Source organism: Sphingobium sp. FW305-3-2-15-F-TSA7, assembly GCF_058787155.1.
Window position 1 is genome coordinate 49,918 of the sequence record NZ_JBYSZM010000034.1, and the last position, 23,090, is coordinate 73,007.

Below are 23,090 nucleotides of genomic sequence, written 5' to 3' on the forward strand. Positions count from 1 at the left end.
AATTGGATGATTAGATCGCGATGATGCGCGAAGATTCCATGATCATCGATTTTATCCGCGACGGGTTCGTTCGGATCGACGGCGCTTTTCCCCGCGCGCTGGCGGACGAGGCGCGATCGATGCTGTGGCGCGACACCGGCTGCGATCCGGACGATCCCGAAACATGGACACGCCCCGTCATCCGGCTCGGCATGTATCATCAGCCGCCCTTCGTCGAGGCGGCGAACACGCCTGTCCTCCAAACTGCCTATGACCGGCTGGTCGGAGCTGGACGGTGGCTGCCGTTGCGGGCGATGGGGACTTTCCCGATCCGCTTTCCATCACCCGACGATCCGGGCGATGCCGGCTGGCATATCGATGCAAGCTTCGGCTACGAAAATCCCGACTTCATGGAATGGCGCGCCAATATCGCGTCACGCGGACGGGCGTTGCTGATGCTGTTCCTGTTCTCGGACGTGTGCGAAAACGATGCGCCGACACGGATCAGGGTTGGATCGCACCGTCCGATCGCGCGCATGCTCGCCCCGGCGGGCGATGCGGGACTGACGTTGAGGGAACTGGCCGCCAACGGCTTTGCCGAGACCGCGTCATGCGCGGAGACGCTCGCGACCGGAGAGGCCGGCACCGTCTATCTTTGCCACCCCTTCCTCGTCCATTCCGCGCAGCCGCATCGCGGCACGCGTCCGCGCTTCCTGGCGCAGCCACCGCTGCTGCCGAACGGGCCGCTCGATCCTTCGGGCGATTCTCCGGTCGAACGCGCGATCGCAGCGGGCTCGAAACCGCTCTAGAAAAGCCGCCCACCATCGGGCACCGCAAGCCCCGGCACCGCCAGCACAACCTCACCATCGGCATCGGGAAAGCCCAAAGTCAGCACTTCGGACATGAACTTGCCGATCTGGCGCGGCGGGAAATTGACGACCGCCGCGACCTGACGGCCGATCAGCATCTCGGGCGTATAATGGCGCGTGATCTGCGCGGAGGATTTCTTGCGGCCGATCGCCGGGCCGAAATCGATGACCAGCTTGATCGACGGCTTGCGCGCTTCGGGATAGGGCTCGGCCTCGACGATGGTGCCGACGCGGATATCGACCGCGAGGAACTGGTCGAAACCGATCGGATCGGCGGCCGGGGCCGAGGAATCGTGGGAAAGATGCATAGATACTCCGGGCGGCATGGCGATCTTCGGGGGCCATCCGCATCGGTGCGATAAACCCGATAGGCAGGGATTCGACAAGCGTCGATCCGGCCGGAGCCGGCGCGCCTATCGTGCCGCTTCGGCGGGCAGCCAGGTCTCTTGCGGGTCGGACGCGAACCAGGGTGCGGGCAAAGGCCTTGCCAATGGCCAGATCTCGTCGAGCGTGTCGGCGGCATAGAGCCGACCGTCGCGCATCACGCCCGAGATCGACAGCGTGTTGCGGATATCCGCGCGCGGATCGCGATCGAGGACGATCAGGTCGGCAAGCTTGCCGGGTTCGAGCGTGCCCAGATCGTTGAGCCGGCCGATCGTCTCGGCCGAGCCCGCGGTCGCGGCATGGAGCGCGGCCATCGGCTTCATGCCCCCCATGACATGCGCCTCGATTTCCCAGTGGAAACCCAGCCCGGGTATTTCGCCATGCGCGCCCATGCCGATCAGCCCGCCCGCCGCGGCAATGGTCGCGACATCGGCCGCGATCGCCGGAAAGCGATAGGTTTCGAGTGGCTGCCAGGGCTTGCTCGTCAATTTCTGCTCGATCGCGAAGGGCGTCCAGAAGCGGCGGAGCTTCGCATCGGTCCAGGGATTGCGATCGGCGATGAACCAGTCGGTCGCCGATGTGCCGCTATTGGTGATCGCCAGCGTCGTCGTATAGCTGGTCCGCATCTCGGTCAGCAGCCTGACCACATCGCTTTGCAGCGGCGGTGCGGCCAGCGCATGTTCGTTGCCGGCAATGCCGTCGATGATCTGCGACAGATCGAGCTTCATCGACAGCGCGCCCTCGGCAGTCGGCAGCAGGCCAAGCTCGCGCGCGGCGATCGCCAGCCACTGGCGCACGCGCCGGTTGCCGCTGCGGTAGATCTTGATGTTGCCGAGGCCATAGGCGTCGCGATAGCGATGCAGCACCGCGCGCACCTGATCGAGCGACTGGAAACGGTTCATCGAGAAAATCGCCTGGCCGGTCGAGCGCAGCCGCGGCCCGACCATCAGCCCGGTATCGAGCAGATCCTGATAGGCGAGTTGATCGATGCTCAATGTCGAGGGGTCAAAGGCAGTGGTGACGCCATAGGCCAGCCGCGCACGCAGCCCCCATTCCTCAAGGCTCAGCACATCGCGCCGGACATTGCCAATATGATCATGGACGTCGATGAAGCCGGGCAGCACCGTCTTTCCGCCCAGTTCGCGGATCGTGGCACCCGCCGGGATCGCGATCGTACCGCGCACGCCGATCGCGGCGATGCGGCCATTGGTGATCAGGATATCGGCGTCGTCGATCACGCGGTCGCCATGCGCCATCGTCATCGCGCGTCCACCGCGCAGCATGATGCTGCCCGCTGGCCGGTCGCGCGGCAGCTGGGCGACCAGATCGACGCCGGTGATCGGCCGCGCCGTGCCGGTGATCGCGCCGGCCATCGGCAGCCGCGTGAAATGCGCGCCCACCGACCAGTCGATCGCGCCATCGCACGACCATTCGAAATAATCAGCGCCGATATCGGTGAGCTGGCGATGCGGCAGCGCAGTGTCGAGCAGATCGACCTCCTTCGCGCCATCGGCCGGCATCGCGACAAGATGGAGCTGTTGCGCCACCTGGGCGAGCAGCCACTTGCCGTCGGGGCTGATCCGCAGATCGTCGACCGGGGCGCTGCCTTCGCTGAAATACCAGCCCGCCCCCTTCACCTGGACGATCCGTTCGCGCGCGCCCGTCGCGAGGTCGATCGCGTTCAGCCCGTCGCCGGCCTGGATATGGACGACGCCCGGCTTCGCCGAAAAATGCGGCCGCCCGCCAAGGCGCCCGTGTGCAAGCACGCGTGCCGGGCCGCCCGAGACGGGAAACAACACCAATTCCCCCTCCCGCAGCCGGCCATATTCGAAATTGCTCTGCTGGCGCGCGGCCATTGCCGATCGCATGGCGACGATCGCGCGGCCATCGGGGGTGAAGACGGGATAGCTGTAATAGGCCGGTATGTCGCTGACGCGCACCGGCGCGCCCGAGCCATCGGCCGCGATCGTCCAGATCGCCCCGCCGGCCCGCTCGCTCCATGTGACGAAGGCGATCCGATCGCCATCGGGGCTCCAGCCCGGCTGGAATGCCGGATCGGCACCCGTTGCGAACTTGAGGGCCGGTCCGCCGCGCACCGGCTGGACGTAGAGTGACCCCAGCGCCGAAAAGGCGATGCGGCTGCCGTCGGGTGCGGCGACCGGCGCCTGTGCCAGTCGCGCGCGCACGGGCCCGTCGCCTTCATGGAGGCGCACGCGCGTGGTCGGCCCCACCGCCAGACGCACGGGTGCGCGAAACGCGACCCTGGTGGTTTCCCCGCCATCGAGCGGCCGACGTTCGATCTCGCCATTGCGGCTGAGCAGCAGCGCGGTACCATCAGGCGTGAAGGCGTAATGCGGCAGCAGATCCTGCCAGGACGATGCCTGTGCCTGATCGAGCGGTGCCTCCCCGATCGCCCGGTCGGTGCCGTCGACGAGATCGCGCACACGCAGCACCGTCTTTCCGGCCCGGCGCGTGCCATAAGCGAGCCGTCGCCCATCGGGCGAGATCACTGGCCGGAAGAAGGTCTCGCGGTCGGTACCGCGCGCACCTGAACTGGTGACGATCGCGGTTTCGGCGCCGGTCGCCAGATCGCGGCGCATGATCGTCCAGGCCGGCGCGACATCGAAGTTCATCCCGCCGGTCGCGCGGGCATAATAGAGCCATTTGCCATCGCGCGAGACCGATACGCCGAGCGTGCTGCGCCAGCTCTCGCGCGGGGCGTCGGGCGATGGCTTGACCGGAACGAGCAGTTCGCCGGTGCCGTCGAGCGCGTAGCGCCAGAGTTCGTAATTGTTGAGATCGGGCCGGAACCGGCTGACCAGGATCGCCTTGCCATCAGCGCTCCACGCCGGAGAGGTCAGCACGGTATCGTCGTCATGGCCGCCGATCCGGCGCGCCTGCGAACCGTCGGCGCGCGCGATCCACACCGCTTCGCCGCCCGAACGATCGCTGACATAGGTCAGCCAGCGGCCGTCGGGCGAAAAACCGGGCTGCGTCTCGAACGCCATGCCGCTGGCGATGGCGGTGGCACGCCCGCCGCTGGCGGGCATCACATAGAGGTCGCCGAGCAAGTCGAAGGCGATGCTGCGTCCGTCGGACGAGACGTCGAGCGACATCCATGTGCCGCGCGTGGTCTCGAAATCGATATGACGCGCGGGGGCAAGCGGCAGTGTCGCGGTCTCGCCTCCGCCGTCACGCGCCTGCGCCGTCCCCGCAGCCAGCAGGGCGGCCGCCAGCAGGGACAGCCGCCGCGTCACGGCACCGCCACGCCGCGATAACGCTCCGCCAGCGCGTCCTGGCGCGTCCGCGTCGACACCCGGCGCCCTTCGATCAGGATCGTCACCGCCTGGGTCGCGGGTTCGAGCGGATCGCCGTCCCAGATCACCAGATCGGCATCGCTGCCCGGCGCCAGCATTCCCGCGCCGCGCCCGCCCCAGATCGCGACCGGATTGACCGTTGCCGCCTTGAGCGCGGTTGCATAGGGCAGGCCGTCGGCCACCGCGAGCCCGGCGCCCTCGCGCAGCGCAACACCGGCATTATAGGTGAAGTTGATGGGTCCGCCGGTCAGGCCGAAAGCGATGGTGACGCCCGCGCGCGCCAGGATCGCGGCATTGTCGCGCCGCGCACCGAGCTGATCGAAGGTCGAAGGCATGTTCGCCTGGGGATCGATCACAACCGGGATATGCGCCGCCGCCAGCGCATCCGCCGCGCGCCATGCCTCGGCACCACCGACGATCACCACCTTGATGCGATAATCGGCGGCCAGGCGGATCGCTTCGCGGATGTCGGATTCGCGGTGCGTGACGATGCCGAGCGGCTGCAGGCCCGTCAGCATGGCACGCACCGCCACGGCGTCACGCCGGCTGAGCAACGGTTTTTCGTCGCCACTGGCCGTCGCGCCGTTCGACCTGGCTTCGTCCAGCGCGTCACGCAGCCTTTGCCATTGCGCGGCACGCGACCCGAGCGGCGAGGTGCCGCCGCCGATGACGACGAACATCGCGGCTTTCGCGCGATCGAGGATATCCGATCCCTCGCGCAGCCGGATCATCGCCGCCTCGCCCGAAAATGGCAGGACCTCAGACGGCGACGGATAGCTGAGCGCCCGCGTCAGCCCGTCGGCGCGCGCCAGCTCGACCAGGCCGGAATTGCCGTTGAGCGCATAGCGTATGTCGAAAGACGCGCCCGCCGTGCCGTCATTGGACGCGACATCGCGCGTGTCCTGTGCGGCGGAGACTTCGGTCAGGCCAAGCTGGGTGGCGGCATTGACGAAACCCGGCGTCACCGGCCGCCCGGCAGCGTCGATCACCGGCACCCCGGCAGGCACCGGCCCGGCGCCGCGCACCGAGACGATCTTGCCGTCGGTGACGAGAATGGTCGCATCGGCGACGGGCTCGTCCGACTGCATCGTCCACGCCCTGGCATGAACGATCGCCACCGATTGGGCGGCCGCCGGCAGCGGCAGCGCGACCGCGCAGAGTGCGGCGAGGCCCACGCGCCTCACGGCTTCACTCCGGCGCGGCGACCCAGTTCGAAATCGGAGGCCGGTTCGCCGGCGGGTGCCGACCGATCATAGGCGATCCCGCCATCGAGCAGCACCAGATCGGCCTTGCTGTAGATGCTGAACGGATTGCCCGACCACAGCACGACATCAGCGTTGTAGCCTGGCGCCAGCGTGCCGATCCGGTCGCCGAGCCCGAGCAGCCGGGCCGGCTGGCTGGTGATCCATGCGATCATGCGTTCGGGCGGCGTCTCGATGCCGACGCGGCGCCCCGCCGACGCGGCCTTGGCCGCTTCGATGTTGAGACGCTGGCCCGATGCGGGCGAGTCCGAATGCATCATCGTGCACACGCCCGCCCGGTCGAGCAGCGGCGCATTGGCGCGTACCGCGTCCTGCACTTCCATCTTGAAGCCCCACCAATCGCCGAACACCGCCGCACAGGCACCATGCGCGCGCAGCAGTTCCGGAATCTTGTACGCTTCGCTGGCATGGTGGAAGGCGGCGATGCGAAAGCCGAACTCGTTCGCGATATTCATCACCATCGCCATGTCGTCGGAACGGTAGCAATGGACGTGGAGCTTCACGTCGCCGCTCAGCACGCCTGCCAGCGCCTCACGCTTCATGTCGCGTTTCGGCGGACGGCCGCCACCCGGCCCTCGTGCGTCCGGTTTTCCGCCGCGCCCGGCCTGTCCGGGCGGGCGGGCGCCATGACCATCCAGCTCACGCAGATAGTCCTGCGCGTCGGCGAACGCCCTTCTGATATAAGTGACGACGCCCTGCCGGCTGGTCGGACCGCGCCGCGACTCCGCCCCCTGCCCCTTCGGATTCTCGCCGCACGTCATCTTCATGCCCTGCGGTGCGCCGGGGAATTTCATCGCCGCGACATTCGTGGCGCGGACCGGCTTGAGCACGACCGAATGGCCGCCAAAGATCGGGCTCGATCCGGGCAGGACCTGGATCGCGGTGACGCCATTCTGGAGCGCGCGCGAAAACGCCGTGTCCTGCGTGTTGATCGCGCTCTCGATCCAGGTGTCGGCGACATTCATGTCGCTCAGTTCGGCAACGTCGGACGAGTCCTTGTCGATCGTCGTCAGCGGCAGGACATAAGTGCCGTCATGGCTGTGCACGTCGATCACGCCCGGCGTGACCCAGCGGCCGCGCGCTTCGATCTCGCGGACATTGCCGGGATTGGGCAGGTCGGTGCCGATCGCGGTGATCCGGCCGTCGTGCAATATGATGTCGCCATTCTCGATCCGGCGCCCGGCCCCGTCGAGGATCGTGGCATGGCGGATCAACAGGTCACTGCGCGCCGGCGGTGCATAAGTGCTTGCCACCGGATCTTCGCGCCATGGCGCCGACGCCGTCGGCACCGCTGGTGGCGGGCTCGCCGCGACCAGAGCCGTCATCGGCAGCACCGATGCGACGATCCGCATGATCGATCCTGTCCTGGCCATCACCCCTGCTCCGGATTGAATCGCCGCATCCACCGGACCATCGCCGGGTCGGGCAAGCTGGCCAGGATCGATCGCAGCGTTTCGGGCCGTTCGTCCTGACCGAGTTTGAACGTCCCGCGCAATTTTGTCACTCGCGCCCGGAAACCGATGATCGCCCGCCGCATCGGGACGTAACGATCGCCCAGTTCCGTCGCGGCCCATGGCGCGTCGCGCCCCGATTCCATCGCGGTGATGAGTATGTCCAGCGCCTCGTCGGTCATGTCGGGCTCGAAAGCGATCTCGGCTTCGATCCGGAGCTGCGCATAGGTCCAGGTCGGCGCCCAGTTGCGCGTGCCGGCATAGGTGGGGGAGATATAGGCCTGCGGCCCGTGAAGCAGGATCAAGGCGGCCGGATCGGCGTGCAGGGCGGCGCAAAGCGGATTGGCCCGCGCCAGATGGCCGACAAGATGCGTGAGTGTGCCGTCGGCGGCATATTCACCGACAAGCGGCAACAGGCTGGCATGATCGACGGCAGCATCGCGCGCGCAGACCCAGGCCAGCGGATATTCGGCGATCAGCGCGCGAACGTCGTCGACGCCGAAGCGCTCGAAAAGCCCGTTCACGGCGTGTCGCCCGGCATATCCGGCACGGCACGGCATCTGCGATCGATCATCAGGCCCCCTTGTTTACGTCGCATTCTTGCCGGGGGCTGGCTCCCTCACAAGCGCCAAGAGTTAAATATTCGATGGTCCAATCGCCGCGGTTGCGGATGGCCCACACACCGCATATTCTGGCCCTCTCAAGACAAAAAATAGCCCGGGGTGGATGGTCCAATGCTGCGTCCGTGGAAAGTCAGCCTGAGCGAGCGCATCGATCCGGCGCGCAAGCTGCCGGTCTATATGCAGATCATCCAGGCACTGATCCGCGACATCGAACGCGGCCGGCTGACATCGGGCATTTTCCTGCCCAGCAGCCGCGAGCTGGCCGATGCACTCGGCGTCAACCGCAAGACCGTGGTGCTCGCTTATGAGGATCTGATCGCCCAGGGCTGGCTGTCCTCCGCGGGCACGCGCGGCACGATGGTATCGCTCTCGCTGCCCGAACCCGCCAAAAAGGCCGACGACAATGCGCCCTTTCCCGAACAGGGCGCCCATGCCGAATATCGCTTCGCCGAACCACCCGAACGCCCGCTCGCCCTGCCCGCCGGCACCGGCGTGAAGCTCGACGAAGGCACGCCCGACGGGCGGCTTTTTCCCGCCGAGTTGCTGACCCGCGCCTATCGTTCGGCCGTGCACCGGGCATCGCGCGAGAACCGGCTGCAATATCGCGATCCGCGCGGATCGCCGGCACTGCGGGAAAGCATCGCGCAGATGCTCAAGAGCCAGCGCGGCCTTCCCGTCACCGCCGACAATGTCTGCATCACGCGCGGCAGCCAGAACGGCATCTTCCTGGCCACGCAGATCCTGATCGAGCCCGGCGACGCCGTGATCGTCGAGGAACTGACCTATGAACCCGCGGTCGCCGCATTCCGGGCGTGCGGGGCGAAGATCCTGCCCGTCCGGCTCGACGAGGACGGCATCAACATCGACGATGTCGAGCAGGCCTGCCGCCACCATGCCGTCCGCGCGGTCTTCGTCACGCCTCACCATCAGTTTCCGACGACGGTGGCGCTGCGGCCCGAACGCCGGCTGCGCCTGCTCGAACTCGCGCGGCAATTCGGCTTCGCGATCATCGAGGATGATTACGATCATGAATTCCATTTCGAGTCGCAGCCGCTGCTGCCCATGGCCGGTTACGCACCGGGCAGGGTCATCTATGTCGGATCGCTGTCAAAGCTGCTGCTGCCCGCGCTCAGGATCGGCTATATCGCGGCACCGCGCGACGTGATCGATGCCATAGCGCACATGATCTCGCTCACCGACGGCATGGGCAACACGCTTACCGAGGATGCCGCCGCCGAACTGATCGAGAATGGCGAACTGCGCCGTCACGCGCGCAAGGTCCGCCAGGTCTACGCCCAGCGCCGGACCGCCTTCGCCGCGACGCTGGACTCGGTGCTCGGCGATCTCATCGACTATGATATGCCCGATGGCGGCCTGGCCTTCTGGCTGCGCTTCCGGCGGTCCGCCGATCTCGATCGCGTCGAGGAACGCGCGCCTGCCATGGGCCTGCGCTTCGCGTCGTCGCGATCCTTCGTCGCGCGCGACGGCGCCGTGCGCGGCCTGCGGATCGGCTTTGCCAGCCTGACCGAACGCGAGGCGCATGATGCGATCGGCGCGCTCAGACGGGCGACGGACTGAACCGCCGGGATTGGACCGGTCATTTGGCCGAAACTGGATGTTCCGTGCATCCAGTGCCGTCGACTAGAGTGATTTCGAGGCAGGTGGAATCACCTGCCGGCTCGGAAATCACGGCAAACAATGGACTCTAGTCCAGACTGGCGCGGCGGAACGCACGCGCGATCCATTCAGGGGGATGCATATGAAACCGATCGCCGCAACGCTCTCACTCCTGGCATCGAGTGCGATGCTCTGCACGGCCGCGACCGCCCAGACAACGCCGCCCGCCCCGGTTGCGGCTGCCGACGAGGAATGGCCCGAGGCCTGGTTCGAAGTGTTCAAGCTGGCGCCGGGCAAGCATGAGGAATTCATGCGCCGCATCGCACGCGCCGACGAAGTGGCGAAGGTCGGTGGCCAGCCGCCGATCCAGATCTTCGTCCACGAAACCGGCGCCGACTGGGACGTGCTGCTGTTCAAACCCGTCCGCGCGGTGAAGCCCACCCCGGCGCAGCTTGCCGCGATGGCCGCCAAGCGCAAGGAACTGGGCATGGAAAGCGGGCCGGCCTATTTCATCAAGCTGCGCGAGACGGTGGCCTCGCATACCGACAGCAAGGCCTATGGTCCGTTGAGCGCCGGACAATGGCTCGCGCGGCTCGACAAATGGCGCGCGGAAAACCCCAAGGCGGGCGAACGCTGAAACAGCAAGGGCGCATCATGATCGATCGCAGACTCTTTCTCGGCGGAGCAACGGGCGCCGGTACGGCATTGCTGCTGCCGGGGGCCGCGCACGCCGCCACCGACGCGCTCGACATCGCCTATGTCAACGGCCGGATCTGGACCGGCCGCGGCCCTGCCGAGCGCACCGACGCGATCGGCGTCGCCGGCGACCGGATCGCCGCATTGGGCGGCGCCCGCGTCGCCGCGCTGACGACGAAGCGGACGCGCACCGTCGATCTCGAGGGCGCGTTCGTGATGCCCGGCATCATCGACGCGCACACCCATTTCCTGCGCGCATCCTTCATGCTCGCCCAGCCCTCGCTGCGCGACGCGGATTCGCCGGCCGAGTTTGTGCGCCGGATCGGCGCGGCCGCCGCGGCGCTGCCGCCTGGCCAGTGGCTGGAGGGCGGAAACTGGGACGCAGATCGCTGGGGCGGCGAGATGCCGACGCGCCAATGGATCGACGCGGTCACGCCGAACACCCCGGTCGCGGTGATCCGTTACGACCTGCACATGCTGCTGCTCAACTCGGTGGCGCTCAAGCTCGCCGGAATCGACCGCAACACGCCCGACGTGCCCGGCGGCGTGATCGTGCGCGACGCGAAGGGCGAGCCGACAGGCGTCGTCAAGGATGCCGCACGCGACCTCGTCACCCGCGCCATTCCGGCGCCGGGCGATGCGCAGGTCGAAGCCGCGATGCGCCGGGGCATCGCGCTGGGGCTGAGCAAGGGCGTGACCCAGGTCCACACGACCGAGCCCGACTGGCGCACGCATGAGGCGCTGCAACGCCTGCGTATGCATGGCGAGACCGACATGCGCTTCTATTCCTTCACCCCGCTCAGGGATTGGGAACGGACGGCCGCCTTGGTCCGCGACGCAGGGCATGGCGACGATTGGGTACGCTGGGGCGGTGCGAAAGTGGTTTATGACGGATCGCTCGGTTCGCGCACCGCGCTGTTCTACCAGCCCTATCTCGACGATCCGACGACGCGCGGCATCACCGTGACCGATCCCGCCGATCTCCGCCGCTGGATGCTGGCAGCCGACAAGACGGGACTGCAGATCACCGCGCACGCGATCGGCGACGAGGCCAATGATCATGTGCTCGACGTCATGGCCGAGGTCGCACGCGCCAACGGCAGGCGCGACCGGCGCTTCCGGATCGAGCATGCCCAGCATCTGACGGCGAAAGCCTATGCGCGTTTCGCGAAACAGCAGGTCATCGCCTCGGTGCAGCCCTATCATGCGATCGACGACGGTCGCTGGGCGGTGAAGCGGATCGGCGAGGAACGGCTGAAAGGGACCTATGCCTTCCACTCGCTGATCGCGGCGGGCGCCCGCATCTGCCTGGGTTCGGACTGGCCGGTGGCGCCGCTCGATCCGCTGACGGGCATCGAGGCCGCCGTGCTGCGCGAGACGATCGACGGCAAGAATCCCGGGGGCTGGCACCCCGAACAGCGCATCTCGCTGGTACAGGCGCTGGCCGGCTACACGCGCGGCGGTGCCTTTGCCGGCTATAGCGACGATCGCCAGGGCGTCATCGCGCCCGGATTCCTCGCCGACTTCGTCGTATTCGACCGCGACCTTTTCGCGATCGATCCCGAAACGATCGGCGATGCACGCGTGCTGCGGACCGTGGTCGGCGGGGTCCAGCGCTTCGGCCAAGGCTGATCCCAGGCCCTTGGCCCCCACAATCTTTCCGAAACTGGATGTTTTCAGGTCCGAACCACCGGGAATAAACCCGACGATACGGGAGTAAAGCCCGATCGGCCGGACAAGCAGGCGGCCATGACAGGGAACAGGGGGAAATTATGCGCCAGGCCATCGCCAAGGGTGTCGCCATCACCGCAATCGCAACCATGCTCGGCCTTGCCGGCCCGGCATGCGCGCAGGATAGCGACGAAAGCCGCGAAGACATCATCGTCACTGCGCAGCAGGCGCAGAAACAGGTGGTCAGCAATGGCGATCTCGGCGCGCTTGGTGCCAAAAGCGCCCTCGACACCCCATTCAATGTCACCAGCTACACCGCGCAACTCGTGCTAGATCAACAATCGGAGACGATCGGCGACGTGCTTGAGAACGAACCTTCGGTGCGCACCACTTATGGATCGGGCAACCAGTCCGAACTGTTCGTCATCCGTGGCTTCGCGCTCAACGGCGACGACGTGTCGATCGACGGACTCTACGGTGTCACGCCGCGTCAGATCGTCTCGCCCGAGCTCTATGAAAGCATCCAGGTGCTGAACGGCGCCAGCGCCTTTCTGTTCGGTGCGGCGCCGGGTGGTTCGGGTATCGGCGGCGGCATCAACCTGACGCCAAAGCGCGCGCAGAAGACCTTGCTGCGCGCCACCGCCAGCTACAGCGCCGACAGCATCTTCGGCGGCAATTTCGATGTCGGCACCCGCTTCGGCGGCGAAAGGGAATTCGGCATCCGGGTCAACGGCGTCTATCGCAGCGGCGATACGGCGGTCGACAACGAGCATCGCGAAGTCCGCGTGGTCGGCGCCAGCTTCGATTTCCGCAAGGGCCCGGGCCGCTTCTTCCTCGATTTCGGCTATGAGGACCAGCGTGCCGAATGGAGCCGCCCGACGGTTCGCCTCGCGGCCAATATCGGCGTTCCCGAAGCACCGAAATCAACCGATAATTACGGCCAACCCTGGACCTTCACCAAGCTGCGCGACGTCTATGCGATCGCGCGAGCGGAAGTCGATATCACTGACGATATCATGGCCTATATGGCGGCCGGCATGCGCGACGGCGCCGAATCCGGCAATTATTCGACGCTGACCATCACCAACATCGCTGCGGCGGCGATTCCTGCAACTCCGACGACCCCGGCCATCCCCGCCGTCATCGTCGCCGGTGCGGGGACCGCTTCGCGACTGTTGGTGCCGCGCGCGGACAATAATGAGAGCGGACAAATTGGTGTGCGCGGCAAGTTCGCCACCGGCCCGGTCTCGCATGAATTCAGCCTGGGCGGTTCGGTCAATTTCACCGAGAACCGCAATTCCTTCAGCTTCGGCGCGTTTCCGACATCGGTCAGAACACCCTGTGGCGCGCCGTCCACGGGTTTCTGCACCAATCTCTACAATGCCCCGATCGTCGCGGCGCCGACCAACGCCACCCTGCCGAGCGCGGGGGGCAGCCTGACGGATCTGCCGCGGGTGTCGACCAGCGAATTCAAGAGCCTGTTCATCTCCGACACGCTGGGCGTGATGGACGGAAAGCTTCAACTGACGGTCGGCGCGCGCCGGCAGAACATCATCGTCGACGGCTATAATCGCGGGACGCGTTTGCGCACGTCGCATTACAACAAAAGCGCGACGACACCCGTGGTTGGCCTGATCGTGCGTCCGACCGAAAATCTTTCCTTCTACGCCAATCGCATCGAGGGCCTGGCTCAGGGGCCGGCCGCACCGACGACGGCAATCAACGCCGGCGAGATCTTTCCGCCCTTCCGGTCGGTGCAATATGAGATTGGCGGCAAGATCGCGATCCGCGGACTGACCGGAACGCTGGCGCTTTATCAGACAAAACAGCCGAGCCAGATCAACCGGGACGTGCCCGGCGGGGTCCTCTTCACCGTCGATGGCGAACAACGCAATCGGGGCATAGAGCTCACCTTCAACGGCGAACCGAGCAAGTTCATCCGGTTCATCGGCGGCATCGCGATCAACGATGCAAAGCTGTTGCGGACATCGACGCCCGCAAACAACGGCAACAGGGCGATCGGCGTTCCCAAATACCAGGTCAATTTCGGCGCGGAGGTCGTTCCGCCCTTCCTGCCCAAGGCCACGGTCACCGCGCGTGTCGTGCATACCAGCACCCAGGAGATCGACATTGCTAATACCCAGACCCTGCCGGCATGGACGCGGTTCGATCTGGGCCTACGCTATGTGCTCGTGGCCGACGATCATCCCGTCACGCTGCGCCTGAGCGCCGAGAATATCGACAATCGCAATTACTGGTATTCCGCCTTTGGCGGCTACCTCCTCCAGGGCCAGCCGCGCACCGTCAAGGCGTCGGTGACGTTCGAATATTGAGGTCAACGATGCTGGACACCGCGCCGCCGCCGACCGGCAAGCCCCTGACCGGAGCGATCGGGGCCGGAAGAACCGGGGCCGGAAAGGGGCCCGGCCGGCGCGGCACCATCGTTCGCCTGCATCGCTGGCTCAGCCTGGGCGCGGCGGTCTTCTGGCTGATCCAGGCGATCACCGGGATGCTGATCGTCTTCCATTGGGAACTCGACGACATGGCCGTGGCGGGCGCGCATCGCCCGACCGACCCGGTCGCGATCGAACGCACCATGGACCGGCTGGCGCCACCGGGATCCGACCGGCGCATCACCTCGATCTGGACCACTGCGGGCCAGGCCGACCGCTACAACATCACCGTTGCCGAAACGCACACCGCTCGCGAACGGGCGGTACGGATCAGCGGCGACGGCACGGTGCTGCGCGCGCAGGACAAGAACGTACGCAGCCTGCCCGGCACCCTGGTGCTGATCCATCACAATCTGCTGTCCGGCGACACCGGCAGCTGGATCGTCGGGATCAGCGGCCTGTTGCTGCTCAGCAATCTGGTACTCGGGCTGGTCGCGGCCTGGCCGAAGCGGCGGACATGGCGGCGCGCACTGACTCCGGCACGCACCGGCCCCATGACCGCGCGCCTTTACGGCTGGCACCGCGCGCTCGGCTTGTGGGTCGTGGTGCCGGCACTTGCGACGGTGAGCGCGGGCACGATGCTGGTGTTCCAGGACGGCGTGGCGGAGATCGTCGGTGCGAAATCGGTCAGCGTCCCCGCCGTCCCGGCCGACACCAACGCTTTCATCCCCTTCTCTGCCGCCGTCCGCGCAGCGCATGCCGAACTCCCTGGCAGCAGCCTGACCGCAGTGACGATGCCGACAGCGGAGAATCCACTCTACAGCATCCGCCTGCTTGCGCCCGACGAGATGCGGCGCGCCTATGGCATGAGCAGGGTCTATATCGACGCCGTCACCGGCAGGTCCCGCGGCATCTTCGCCGCAAACGAAGCGCCCTGGCCGCGCGCCTTCATGGAAAGCCTTTTCGCCTTCCACACCGGTGAAATGGGCGGCCTGCCTGGCCGCCTGCTGATGGTCGCGATCGGCCTGTGGCTGACGAGCATGATCGTGATCGGCACCTTGCTGTGGTGGCGGCGGCGCTAGAGCGATTTGCAGTTCGATGGAACCATCGAACGACTCGAAAATCGCGGCAAAACAAACACCTGGATCACGTGACGGCTTCGCGGACGGTCTGCATCGCGACGAAGGTCGAGGTGTTGGCGACATGCGGCAGGCTCGAGATCTTCTCGCCCAGCACCGCGCGATATTTGCGGATGTCCGACGTGCGCACTTTCAGCAGATAATCGAAATTGCCCGCGATCATGTGGCATTCCTCGACCTCGGGGATCCTGCGCACCGCGGTGTTGAATTCCTCCAGCGCCTTTTCGCGCGTGTCGGACAGCTTCACCTCGGCAAAGGCGATATGGTCCATGCCGAGTTTCACCGGATCGATGACCGCGCGAAAGCCCAGAATATAACGCGCATCGACCAGCCGCTTGAAGCGGACCATGCACGGCGTCTTCGACAATCCCACGCGTTTCGCCAGCTCGGTGACGGTCATCCGTCCATCCTCCGCCAGCACGTCGAGGATACGACGATCGAACTCGTCCAGATCGACTAAATTTGATGCTATATCCACATATTTTCCCCAAATTCTGTCGAAGCAATGGTCTATCCGACCTGAAAATGCCATATGAAAAGTCTGAACGACTTCATGTTTCACCCTATATCGACTCCGGATTTCCAGGAGCCATTCCGCATGACCGCAGCCGCTGAACCGCCCTTTTCCAGCTTCGCGCCACCGATCCGGCAACAGGATACGCTGCGCCATGCGATCACCGCGGCCTATCGCCGCCCCGAGCCCGAATGCATCGCGCCGCTGCTGGCGGCCGCGACACTGCCCGACGAGACCCGCGATGCCGCGCGCGCGACGGCGCGCGAACTGATCGTCGCGCTACGCGCCAAGCACAAGGGCAGCGGCGTCGAGGGACTGGTCCAGGAATATTCGCTGTCGAGCGAGGAAGGCGTGGCGCTGATGTGCCTGGCCGAGGCATTGCTGCGCATTCCCGACAGCGCGACGCGCGATGCGCTGATCCGTGACAAGATCGCCGATGGCGACTGGAAATCGCATCTCGGCGGCGGACGGTCGCTGTTCGTCAATGCCGCGACCTGGGGGCTGGTCGTCACCGGCAAGCTGGTCAACAGCGTCAATGATCGCGGACTGGGCGCCGCACTCACCCGGCTGGTCGCACGCGCGGGCGAGCCCGTGGTGCGCCGGGGCGTCGACCTGGCGATGCGGATGATGGGCGAGCAGTTCGTGACGGGCGAGACAATCGCCGAAGCGCTGCACCGGGCGCGCGAGATGGAGGCCAAGGGCTTCGGCTATTCCTACGACATGCTCGGTGAGGCGGCGACCACCGCCGCCGATGCCGACCGCTATTATCGCGACTATGAAAACGCGATCCATGCGATCGGCGCGGCATCGGCGGGACGCGGCATCTATGGCGGCCCCGGCATCTCGATCAAGCTGTCCGCGCTCCACCCGCGTTATGCGCGGTCGCAGGCCGAGCGCGTGATGGGCGAATTGCTGCCCAAGGTGAAGGCACTCGCCGCGCTCTCGCGATCCTATGATATCGGCTTCAACATCGACGCGGAGGAAGCCGACCGGCTCGAACTGTCGCTCGACCTGCTCGAAAGCCTGGCGTTCGATCCCGATCTGGCCGGCTGGAACGGCCTGGGTTTCGTCGTCCAGGCCTATGGCAAGCGCTGCCCCTTCGTGCTCGATTTCGTCATCGATCTTGCGCGGCGCGCGGGACGGCGGATCATGGTGCGGCTGGTCAAGGGCGCCTATTGGGACGCCGAGATCAAGCGCGCCCAGGTCGACGGGCTGGCGGGGTTCCCCGTCTATACGCGCAAGATCCACACCGACGTCGCTTATGTCGCCTGTGCGCGCAAGCTGCTCGCCGCGACCGACGCAGTGTTTCCGCAATTCGCGACGCACAATGCACAGACGCTCGCGACCATCTACCAGATTGCGGGGCCCGATTTCACCTTGGGCGATTACGAATTCCAGTGCCTGCACGGCATGGGCGAGCCGCTTTACGAGGAAGTGGTCGGTGGCGACACTCTGAACCGGCCGTGCCGCATCTATGCCCCGGTCGGCACGCACGAGACCTTGCTTGCCTATCTGGTCCGCCGCCTGCTCGAAAACGGCGCCAATTCCTCCTTCGTCAACCGCATCGCCGATCCGGCGGTGTCGATCGACGAACTCGTCGCCGACCCGGTCGAAATCGTCCGCGCCATGCCGGTCCCCGGCGCGCCGCACGACCAGATCGCGCTGCCCGCCGACCTTTACGGCGCACGGCGCAATTCGGCGGGCATCGACCTGAGCGATGAGACCGCGCTGGCCGTACTCGGCGAAAAGCTGCGCGAAAGTGCCGCGATCGACTGGCCGTCAGCCCCGGCCGACGGCCAGGGCAGCGCACGCCCCGTGCTCAATCCCGCCGACCACCGCGACACGGTCGGCATGGTGACCGAAGCGTCGGCCGATGCAGCGCGTGCCGCCGTGACGCATGCCGCGGGTTCGAACTGGGCATCGACGCACCCCACCGAGCGGGCGGCCTGCCTCGACCGCGCGGCCGATCTGCTCGACCGGCGCATGCCGATCCTGCTCGGCCTGATCGTGCGCGAAGCCGGCAAGTCGCTGCCCAACGCGATTGCCGAGGTGCGTGAGGCGGTCGATTTCCTGCGCTATTATGCCGAACAGGCGCGCAGTACATTTGGGCCCGTCCATGCACCGCTCGGCCCCGTGGTCTGCATCAGCCCGTGGAACTTCCCGCTCGCGATCTTCACCGGCCAGATCGCCGCCGCGCTGGTCGCGGGCAATGCGGTGCTCGCCAAGCCAGCCGAAGAAACCCCACTGATAGCGGCGGAAGGTGTGCGTTTGCTGCATGAGGCGGGCATACCCGCCGATGCGCTGCAACTGCTCCCCGGCGACGGCGCGATCGGCGCAGCGCTGGTCGCAGCGCCAGAGACCGCCGCAGTGATGTTCACCGGATCGACCGAAGTCGCGCGGCTGATCCAGGCACAGCTCGCCGACCGCTTGTCTCCGGCGGGCAAGCCGATCCCACTGATCGCCGAGACCGGCGGCCAGAATGCGATGATCGTCGATTCCTCGGCGCTTGCCGAACAGGTCGTCGCCGACGTCATCGCCTCCGCTTTTGACAGCGCGGGCCAGCGCTGCTCGGCGCTGCGTGTCCTCTGCCTGCAGGAGGAGATTGCGGACCGGACGCTGGCGATGCTCAAGGGCGCACTCAAGGAATTGCGCATCGGCCGGACCGACCGGCTGCGCGTCGACATTGGCCCGGTGATCACCGCCGAGGCCAAGGAAACGATCGAGACGCATATCGCGGCGATGCGCGCGCTCGGCCGCCGCGTCGAACAGCTCGATCTCGCGCCTGAAACCGCGAACGGCACTTTCGTCCCGCCGACGATCGTCGAACTCGAGAGCATCGCCGACCTCAAGCGCGAAGTGTTCGGTCCGGTCCTCCATGTCGTGCGTTACCCCCGCGAGCGGCTCGACGCGCTGATCGACGACATCAACGCCACCGGCTACGGCCTGACCTTCGGCCTGCACACACGGCTCGACGAGACCATCGCGCATGTCACCTCGCGCATCCGGGCGGGCAATCTCTATATCAACCGCAACGTCATCGGCGCGGTCGTCGGCGTTCAGCCCTTTGGCGGGCGCGGCCTTTCGGGCACCGGCCCCAAGGCGGGCGGTCCGCTCTATCTCGGCCGTCTCGTCACGACGGCGCCCATCCCGCCCGGCCATGGCACCGCCCATACCGACGCGGCGCTGCTCGATTATGCCGGCTGGCTCGAAACCAGCGGCGAGACGGCGGCGGCGGAACAGGCGCGGCGCTATGGCGAGAATTCCGGACTCGGCGTCGAGATCGAGCTCGCCGGGCCGGTCGGAGAGCGCAATCTCTATGCGCTGCATCCGCGCGGCCGCATCCTGATCCGGCCGATATCGGCGATGGGCCTGCGCCAGCAGGTGGCGGCGGTGCTCGCTACGGGCAACAGCGTGGCACTCGACGCTCGCGCCAGTCTGGCAGGCCTGCTCGCCGGCGCCCCGGCAAGCGTGGCGGCACGGATCTCCCCCGTCCTGCCCGACGAGCCGCTGGCAGGCGCACTGATCGAGGGCGACGCCGACCAGATCCGCGCCGAGGCACGCGACATCGCCGCTCGCCCCGGCCCGATCATACTGGTGCAGGCCGCCTCCCCCGCGCAATGCGCCGGAACGGACGCCTATACGCTCGACTGGCTGGTCGAGGAGGTCTCGACCTCGATCAACACCACCGCGGCAGGCGGCAATGCGAGCCTGATGACATTGGCTTGAGGGCCTAATCGCGACGTTTCATCCCCATCCCGTGTCATTCCCGCGAAAACGGGAATGACACGGGATGGGTCGGATCAGGCGCTAATTCTTCCGCGCGGTCCGGGTAAGCCGGCGGCGATTGGCACGGACCTTCTTTCCATAATGCGCGATCGATTTCGCTGCGGCCCCCTGCGTCGTCGTGCCCAAGGATCCAGTCCATGCCAGCGTCTGGAGTTCGATCGCCGCTTTCACTTTCTCCGCCACCATACGCTGCGCCTCGTCGGCGGCGGCAGAACCGCCCTGCGACAATGTCATCATCCGCAGACCGATGACGGTCGAGGATTCGACACCGAGCATCCAGCTCTCCATCGCGATCGACATCCAGGAAGTGTTGCGCCCCATTTCCACCCAATGATCGGGGATCGGACAAGGTTGCGCGTGCGGCCGGGTTTCTTTTGCCGCGGAAGATTTGACCACCCCGGCAAAAGGGTAGAGCCAGGAGCTATGCACCGTCTCGCCATCGCGCTCGCTTTGTCGGGCATGTCCGTGCCGGCCTGGGCCGATGCGGCCGATGTGCCCTCCGCACGCGACCTATGCCCGGATCGACCGGGGCTCGGCACGCCCGCCTGTACGCTCGATGCGGGGCGCGTGATCGTCGAGCTGGGTCTTGGCGACTGGACGCATGACAAGGCAGGCCCCGTTCGGACCGACACGATCGTCGCGGGCGACGCATTAGTACGCGTCGGGCTGAACGACAATCTGGAGGCGCAGATCGGCTGGACCGCCTATGGCCATGTCCGCACCCGCGATCTGGCGGCGGGCAGCATCGACAAGGCGTCCGGCACGGGCGATGTCACGCTGGCGCTACGCCAGAATTTCAGCAACCCCGACGGATCCGGTTTCTCGATTGCCGCCATGCCCTATGTCACGCTGCCTGTCGGTGGCCAATCGATCGGCGCAGGCGACTGGGGCGCCGGCCTGCTGATCCCGATGAGTTTCGATCTCGGCGGCATCTCGCTCGCCCTGTCGCCCCAGGTCGACGCGGCGGTGGATAGCGACGGCAAGGGCCGCCATCTCGGTTATGGCAGCGTCGTCGGGCTCGGTTTCTCGCTGACCGATGCCATATCGGCGAACACCGAAATCTCGCTCTATAGCGACCGCGACCCGGCAGGACATTCGACCGAGGCGCTAGCCGGCCTGTCCGTCGGCTGGCAGCCCAATGACGATCTGCAGCTCGATATCGGTCTCAATCTCGGCCTCAACGCCGCGAGCCCCGACACCGAACTCTATTTCGGCATCGCCAAGCGGTTCTGATCCTTCCCCCTCAATGTCCGACGGATCGTTTCACCGGCTCCACCTTGCCTGCCTTGCGGCGATCGTCAGCGATGAAGGCGCGGATCGCGAGGGTATCGGCCGGGGTCAGCACGTCCTTGAAACTCGCCATGCCGGCATAGCTCATCGCACCATCGAGCACGATCGCGTCGAAAGCGGCGTGGGTTTCGGGTGAGAGATTCCACAAATCGGGATAACCGTTGCGCGTGCCGCTCGGCGCATGGCAGCGCGCGCAATTGACCGCATAGGCCATCAGCCCGCGCTGGATCGTCGCCGCATCGGTCGGCAGGCCGGCCGGGATCGGCTGCACCGCAGGCTTCACATAGCGCGGCGGCAGGTCGACCGGCCCGCCGCCCAGCTTGAACACCAGCAGTCGCTCATGATTCTGGTAAGTCTCAGCAACGAATCCGGGCAGCAGCGGGAAACCGTTCATCGCGCCGCCCAGCCCGGCCAGCACCGCGACATATTGCTCGCCATCGATCTCATAGGTCATCGGCGCGGCCATGATCGCGAGCCCGGTGGCGATCTCCTTGAGCAGTGCGCCGCTCGCCGCGTCATAGACACGCAGATGACCGTCGGTCGATCCGTGGAACACCAATCCCCCGGCGGTCGCCAGCACGCCGCCGCCCCAATAGGGCATGGGCTTGCTCTGCCACACGATCTTGCCCGTCTTCGGGTCCCAGGCCTTCAGGATCGTGTGCTGGGTGGGCGCCGGCATGCCCTTCATGATCGCCGCGTCCCGCTTCGCATCGGCAAAGTCCGCGCCGACGCCGATATTGGCGGCGCCCGGCACCAGTTTCTTCATCTCCTTGTCCGCGACCATGAACTTCATCGGCATTTCGATCGTCGGGATATAGACGAGGCCGGTCTGGCGGCTGAACGCCATCGGCGCCCAATTGTGCCCGCCGGCCTGGGACGGCCAGATCACCCGCTCCTGCTCGCTGTAATCGGCGTTGGCGAGCATCACGGGACGCCCGGTCTTCTTATCGACATGGCTGGCCCAGGTGACGGGCGTATATTTCTCCGCCGACAGCAATTCGCCCGTCGCGCGATCGAGCACGTAAAAGAAGCCGTTCTTGGGCGCCTGCATCAGCACCTTGCGCGGCTTTCCGCCGATATCGAGATCGGCCAGGATCATATTCTGCGTGGCCGTGAAATCCCATTCATCGCCCGGCGTCGTCTGGTAATACCATTTCATCCGCCCGGTCGCCGCGTCGAGCGCGACGATGCTGGAGACGAACAGATTATCTCCCCCGCCGCCGCCGTTGCGCAGCTTCGCGGGGTAAGGGCCAGCATTGCCGACGCCGATATAGATCAGGCCGAGCGCGGGATCATAGGTCATGCCATCCCATGCGGTGCCGCCGCCGCCGAGATCCCAGCGCGCCTTGGCGTCCCAGGTCTTGCGCGCCATCGCCACTTCGGGATGCTCGTCGGGGCCGGCGCCGGGCACCGTGTAGAAGCGCCAGGAGAGCTTGCCGGTCGCCGCGTCGAAAGCGCTGACATAGCCGCGCACGCCCATCTCCGCGCCGCCATTGCCGATCACGATATTATTGCCGGCAATGCGCGGTGCGCCGGTGATCGCATAGCTTTTGGTGCGGTCGACAAAGGTGTCCGATCGCCATTTCTGCTTGCCCGTCGCCGCGTCGAGCGCGACCAGCCAGCCGTCGACGGTGCCGACATAGACCACGCCCTTCCACACCGCGACGCCGCGGTTGACGACGTCGCAACAGGCGCGCCGGCCCCAATTTCCGTCGACTTCGGGATCGTGCGTCCATTTGAGCGCGCCGGTCTTCGCGTCGACCGCATAGACGACGCTCCACGGCCCGGTGAAATAGAGCGTCCCGTCCACCATGATCGGAGTCGCCTGCGCACCGCGATGCGTGCGCCCGCGCACGACGAAATCGTCGAACGAGAATGCCAGGCCGAGGGTACCGACATTGGCCTTGGTGATATCCGCCACGGGCGAGAAGCGCTGCTCGCCAAAACCATGGCCGTAGAGCGGCCATTCCGTCGCGCTGGTCCCGTCGGGCAGGGCGAAGGGATCGCCGGATGCCTCGGGGGTGACGCTGCACGATCCGAGCGCGGCCATTGCCGCCATCACGACAAGCCGAAAGATACGCATGGCCCCGCCCCCGTCC

Annotated in this window: 16 protein-coding genes; 8 read left to right on the top strand and 8 right to left on the bottom strand. The window is 66.4% G+C overall.

Annotated elements, in window-relative coordinates:
• The first annotated feature begins 38 nt into the window (after positions 1-38).
• Positions 39-788: a phytanoyl-CoA dioxygenase family protein gene (locus tag AC3WN8_RS23360; RefSeq protein WP_492671892.1), complete on the top strand. Its 750-nt coding sequence runs from the start codon at positions 39-41 to the stop codon at positions 786-788.
• Here AC3WN8_RS23360 and AC3WN8_RS23365 read toward each other — a convergent pair.
• The 5 genes from AC3WN8_RS23365 to AC3WN8_RS23385 form a co-directional block, all read right to left on the bottom strand.
• Entirely contained in the window at positions 785-1,156 is a 372-nt protein-coding gene (locus AC3WN8_RS23365; RefSeq protein WP_492671893.1) for a tRNA-binding protein, read from the bottom strand. The genes AC3WN8_RS23360 and AC3WN8_RS23365 overlap by 4 nt on opposite strands.
• A 105-nt stretch (positions 1,157-1,261) precedes the next feature.
• On the bottom strand, positions 1,262-4,489 hold the full coding sequence (locus tag AC3WN8_RS23370) for an amidohydrolase family protein (RefSeq protein ID WP_492671894.1): 3,228 nt from the start codon (positions 4,487-4,489) through the stop codon (positions 1,262-1,264).
• Positions 4,486-5,733: an amidohydrolase family protein gene (locus tag AC3WN8_RS23375; RefSeq protein WP_492671895.1), complete on the bottom strand. Its 1,248-nt coding sequence runs from the start codon at positions 5,731-5,733 to the stop codon at positions 4,486-4,488. The genes AC3WN8_RS23370 and AC3WN8_RS23375 overlap by 4 nt, the downstream gene beginning before the upstream one ends.
• The gene (locus tag AC3WN8_RS23380; RefSeq protein WP_492671896.1) at positions 5,730-7,184 is read right to left on the bottom strand and encodes an amidohydrolase family protein; all 1,455 of its coding nucleotides are present in this window, start codon (positions 7,182-7,184) and stop codon (positions 5,730-5,732) included. The genes AC3WN8_RS23375 and AC3WN8_RS23380 overlap by 4 nt, the downstream gene beginning before the upstream one ends.
• The gene (locus AC3WN8_RS23385) at positions 7,184-7,786 is read right to left on the bottom strand and encodes an FMN-binding negative transcriptional regulator (protein ID WP_492671897.1); all 603 of its coding nucleotides are present in this window, start codon (positions 7,784-7,786) and stop codon (positions 7,184-7,186) included. Before AC3WN8_RS23385 ends, AC3WN8_RS23380 begins: the two co-directional genes overlap by 1 nt.
• A gap of 210 nt (positions 7,787-7,996) precedes the next feature.
• On the opposite strand from AC3WN8_RS23385, the gene pdxR reads away from it, so the two are divergent.
• From pdxR to AC3WN8_RS23410, 5 genes are all read left to right on the top strand, one after another.
• Entirely contained in the window at positions 7,997-9,463 is a 1,467-nt protein-coding gene (gene pdxR / locus AC3WN8_RS23390) for a MocR-like pyridoxine biosynthesis transcription factor PdxR (protein WP_492671898.1), read from the top strand.
• Positions 9,464-9,644: 181 nt separating this feature from the next.
• Complete coding sequence (locus tag AC3WN8_RS23395) at positions 9,645-10,139, top strand: hypothetical protein (protein ID WP_492671899.1); 495 nt, start codon at positions 9,645-9,647, stop codon at positions 10,137-10,139.
• Positions 10,140-10,156: 17 nt separating this feature from the next.
• Positions 10,157-11,830, top strand: coding sequence for an amidohydrolase (locus tag AC3WN8_RS23400; protein WP_492671900.1), 1,674 nt, complete (start codon positions 10,157-10,159; stop codon positions 11,828-11,830).
• A gap of 140 nt (positions 11,831-11,970) precedes the next feature.
• Positions 11,971-14,202, top strand: coding sequence for a TonB-dependent receptor (locus AC3WN8_RS23405; RefSeq protein ID WP_492671901.1), 2,232 nt, complete (start codon positions 11,971-11,973; stop codon positions 14,200-14,202).
• Positions 14,203-14,210: 8 nt separating this feature from the next.
• Positions 14,211-15,344, top strand: coding sequence for a PepSY-associated TM helix domain-containing protein (locus AC3WN8_RS23410; protein ID WP_492671902.1), 1,134 nt, complete (start codon positions 14,211-14,213; stop codon positions 15,342-15,344).
• Between the two features lie 64 nt (positions 15,345-15,408).
• Here AC3WN8_RS23410 and AC3WN8_RS23415 read toward each other — a convergent pair whose 3' ends face one another.
• The gene (locus AC3WN8_RS23415) at positions 15,409-15,879 is read right to left on the bottom strand and encodes an Lrp/AsnC family transcriptional regulator (protein ID WP_492671903.1); all 471 of its coding nucleotides are present in this window, start codon (positions 15,877-15,879) and stop codon (positions 15,409-15,411) included.
• 120 nt (positions 15,880-15,999) lie between these two features.
• On the opposite strand from AC3WN8_RS23415, the gene putA reads away from it, so the two are divergent.
• Positions 16,000-19,641 (top strand): trifunctional transcriptional regulator/proline dehydrogenase/L-glutamate gamma-semialdehyde dehydrogenase, encoded by a 3,642-nt coding sequence (gene putA / locus AC3WN8_RS23420; protein WP_492671904.1) that lies wholly within the window; start codon positions 16,000-16,002, stop codon positions 19,639-19,641.
• A gap of 81 nt (positions 19,642-19,722) precedes the next feature.
• Here putA and AC3WN8_RS23425 read toward each other — a convergent pair whose 3' ends face one another.
• Positions 19,723-19,977: a hypothetical protein gene (locus AC3WN8_RS23425; RefSeq protein ID WP_492671905.1), complete on the bottom strand. Its 255-nt coding sequence runs from the start codon at positions 19,975-19,977 to the stop codon at positions 19,723-19,725.
• A gap of 147 nt (positions 19,978-20,124) precedes the next feature.
• Between AC3WN8_RS23425 and AC3WN8_RS23430 the strand changes: the two genes are divergently transcribed.
• Positions 20,125-20,934 (top strand): transporter, encoded by an 810-nt coding sequence (locus AC3WN8_RS23430; RefSeq protein ID WP_492671906.1) that lies wholly within the window; start codon positions 20,125-20,127, stop codon positions 20,932-20,934.
• A gap of 10 nt (positions 20,935-20,944) precedes the next feature.
• Here AC3WN8_RS23430 and AC3WN8_RS23435 read toward each other — a convergent pair whose 3' ends face one another.
• Positions 20,945-23,074: a PQQ-dependent dehydrogenase, methanol/ethanol family gene (locus tag AC3WN8_RS23435; RefSeq protein WP_492671907.1), complete on the bottom strand. Its 2,130-nt coding sequence runs from the start codon at positions 23,072-23,074 to the stop codon at positions 20,945-20,947.
• Positions 23,075-23,090: the final 16 nt, after the last annotated feature.

Coding starts and splice junctions, on each gene's coding strand:
- AC3WN8_RS23360 (WP_492671892.1), top strand. CDS start 39: ATGATCATCGATTTTATCCGCGACGGGTTCGTTCGGATCGACGGCGCT.
- AC3WN8_RS23365 (WP_492671893.1), bottom strand. CDS start 1,156: ATGCATCTTTCCCACGATTCCTCGGCCCCGGCCGCCGATCCGATCGGT.
- AC3WN8_RS23380 (WP_492671896.1), bottom strand. CDS start 7,184: ATGGCCAGGACAGGATCGATCATGCGGATCGTCGCATCGGTGCTGCCG.
- pdxR (WP_492671898.1), top strand. CDS start 7,997: ATGCTGCGTCCGTGGAAAGTCAGCCTGAGCGAGCGCATCGATCCGGCG.
- AC3WN8_RS23395 (WP_492671899.1), top strand. CDS start 9,645: ATGAAACCGATCGCCGCAACGCTCTCACTCCTGGCATCGAGTGCGATG.
- AC3WN8_RS23400 (WP_492671900.1), top strand. CDS start 10,157: ATGATCGATCGCAGACTCTTTCTCGGCGGAGCAACGGGCGCCGGTACG.
- AC3WN8_RS23405 (WP_492671901.1), top strand. CDS start 11,971: ATGCGCCAGGCCATCGCCAAGGGTGTCGCCATCACCGCAATCGCAACC.
- AC3WN8_RS23410 (WP_492671902.1), top strand. CDS start 14,211: ATGCTGGACACCGCGCCGCCGCCGACCGGCAAGCCCCTGACCGGAGCG.
- putA (WP_492671904.1), top strand. CDS start 16,000: ATGACCGCAGCCGCTGAACCGCCCTTTTCCAGCTTCGCGCCACCGATC.
- AC3WN8_RS23425 (WP_492671905.1), bottom strand. CDS start 19,977: ATGCTCGGTGTCGAATCCTCGACCGTCATCGGTCTGCGGATGATGACA.
- AC3WN8_RS23430 (WP_492671906.1), top strand. CDS start 20,125: ATGCACCGTCTCGCCATCGCGCTCGCTTTGTCGGGCATGTCCGTGCCG.
- AC3WN8_RS23435 (WP_492671907.1), bottom strand. CDS start 23,074: ATGCGTATCTTTCGGCTTGTCGTGATGGCGGCAATGGCCGCGCTCGGA.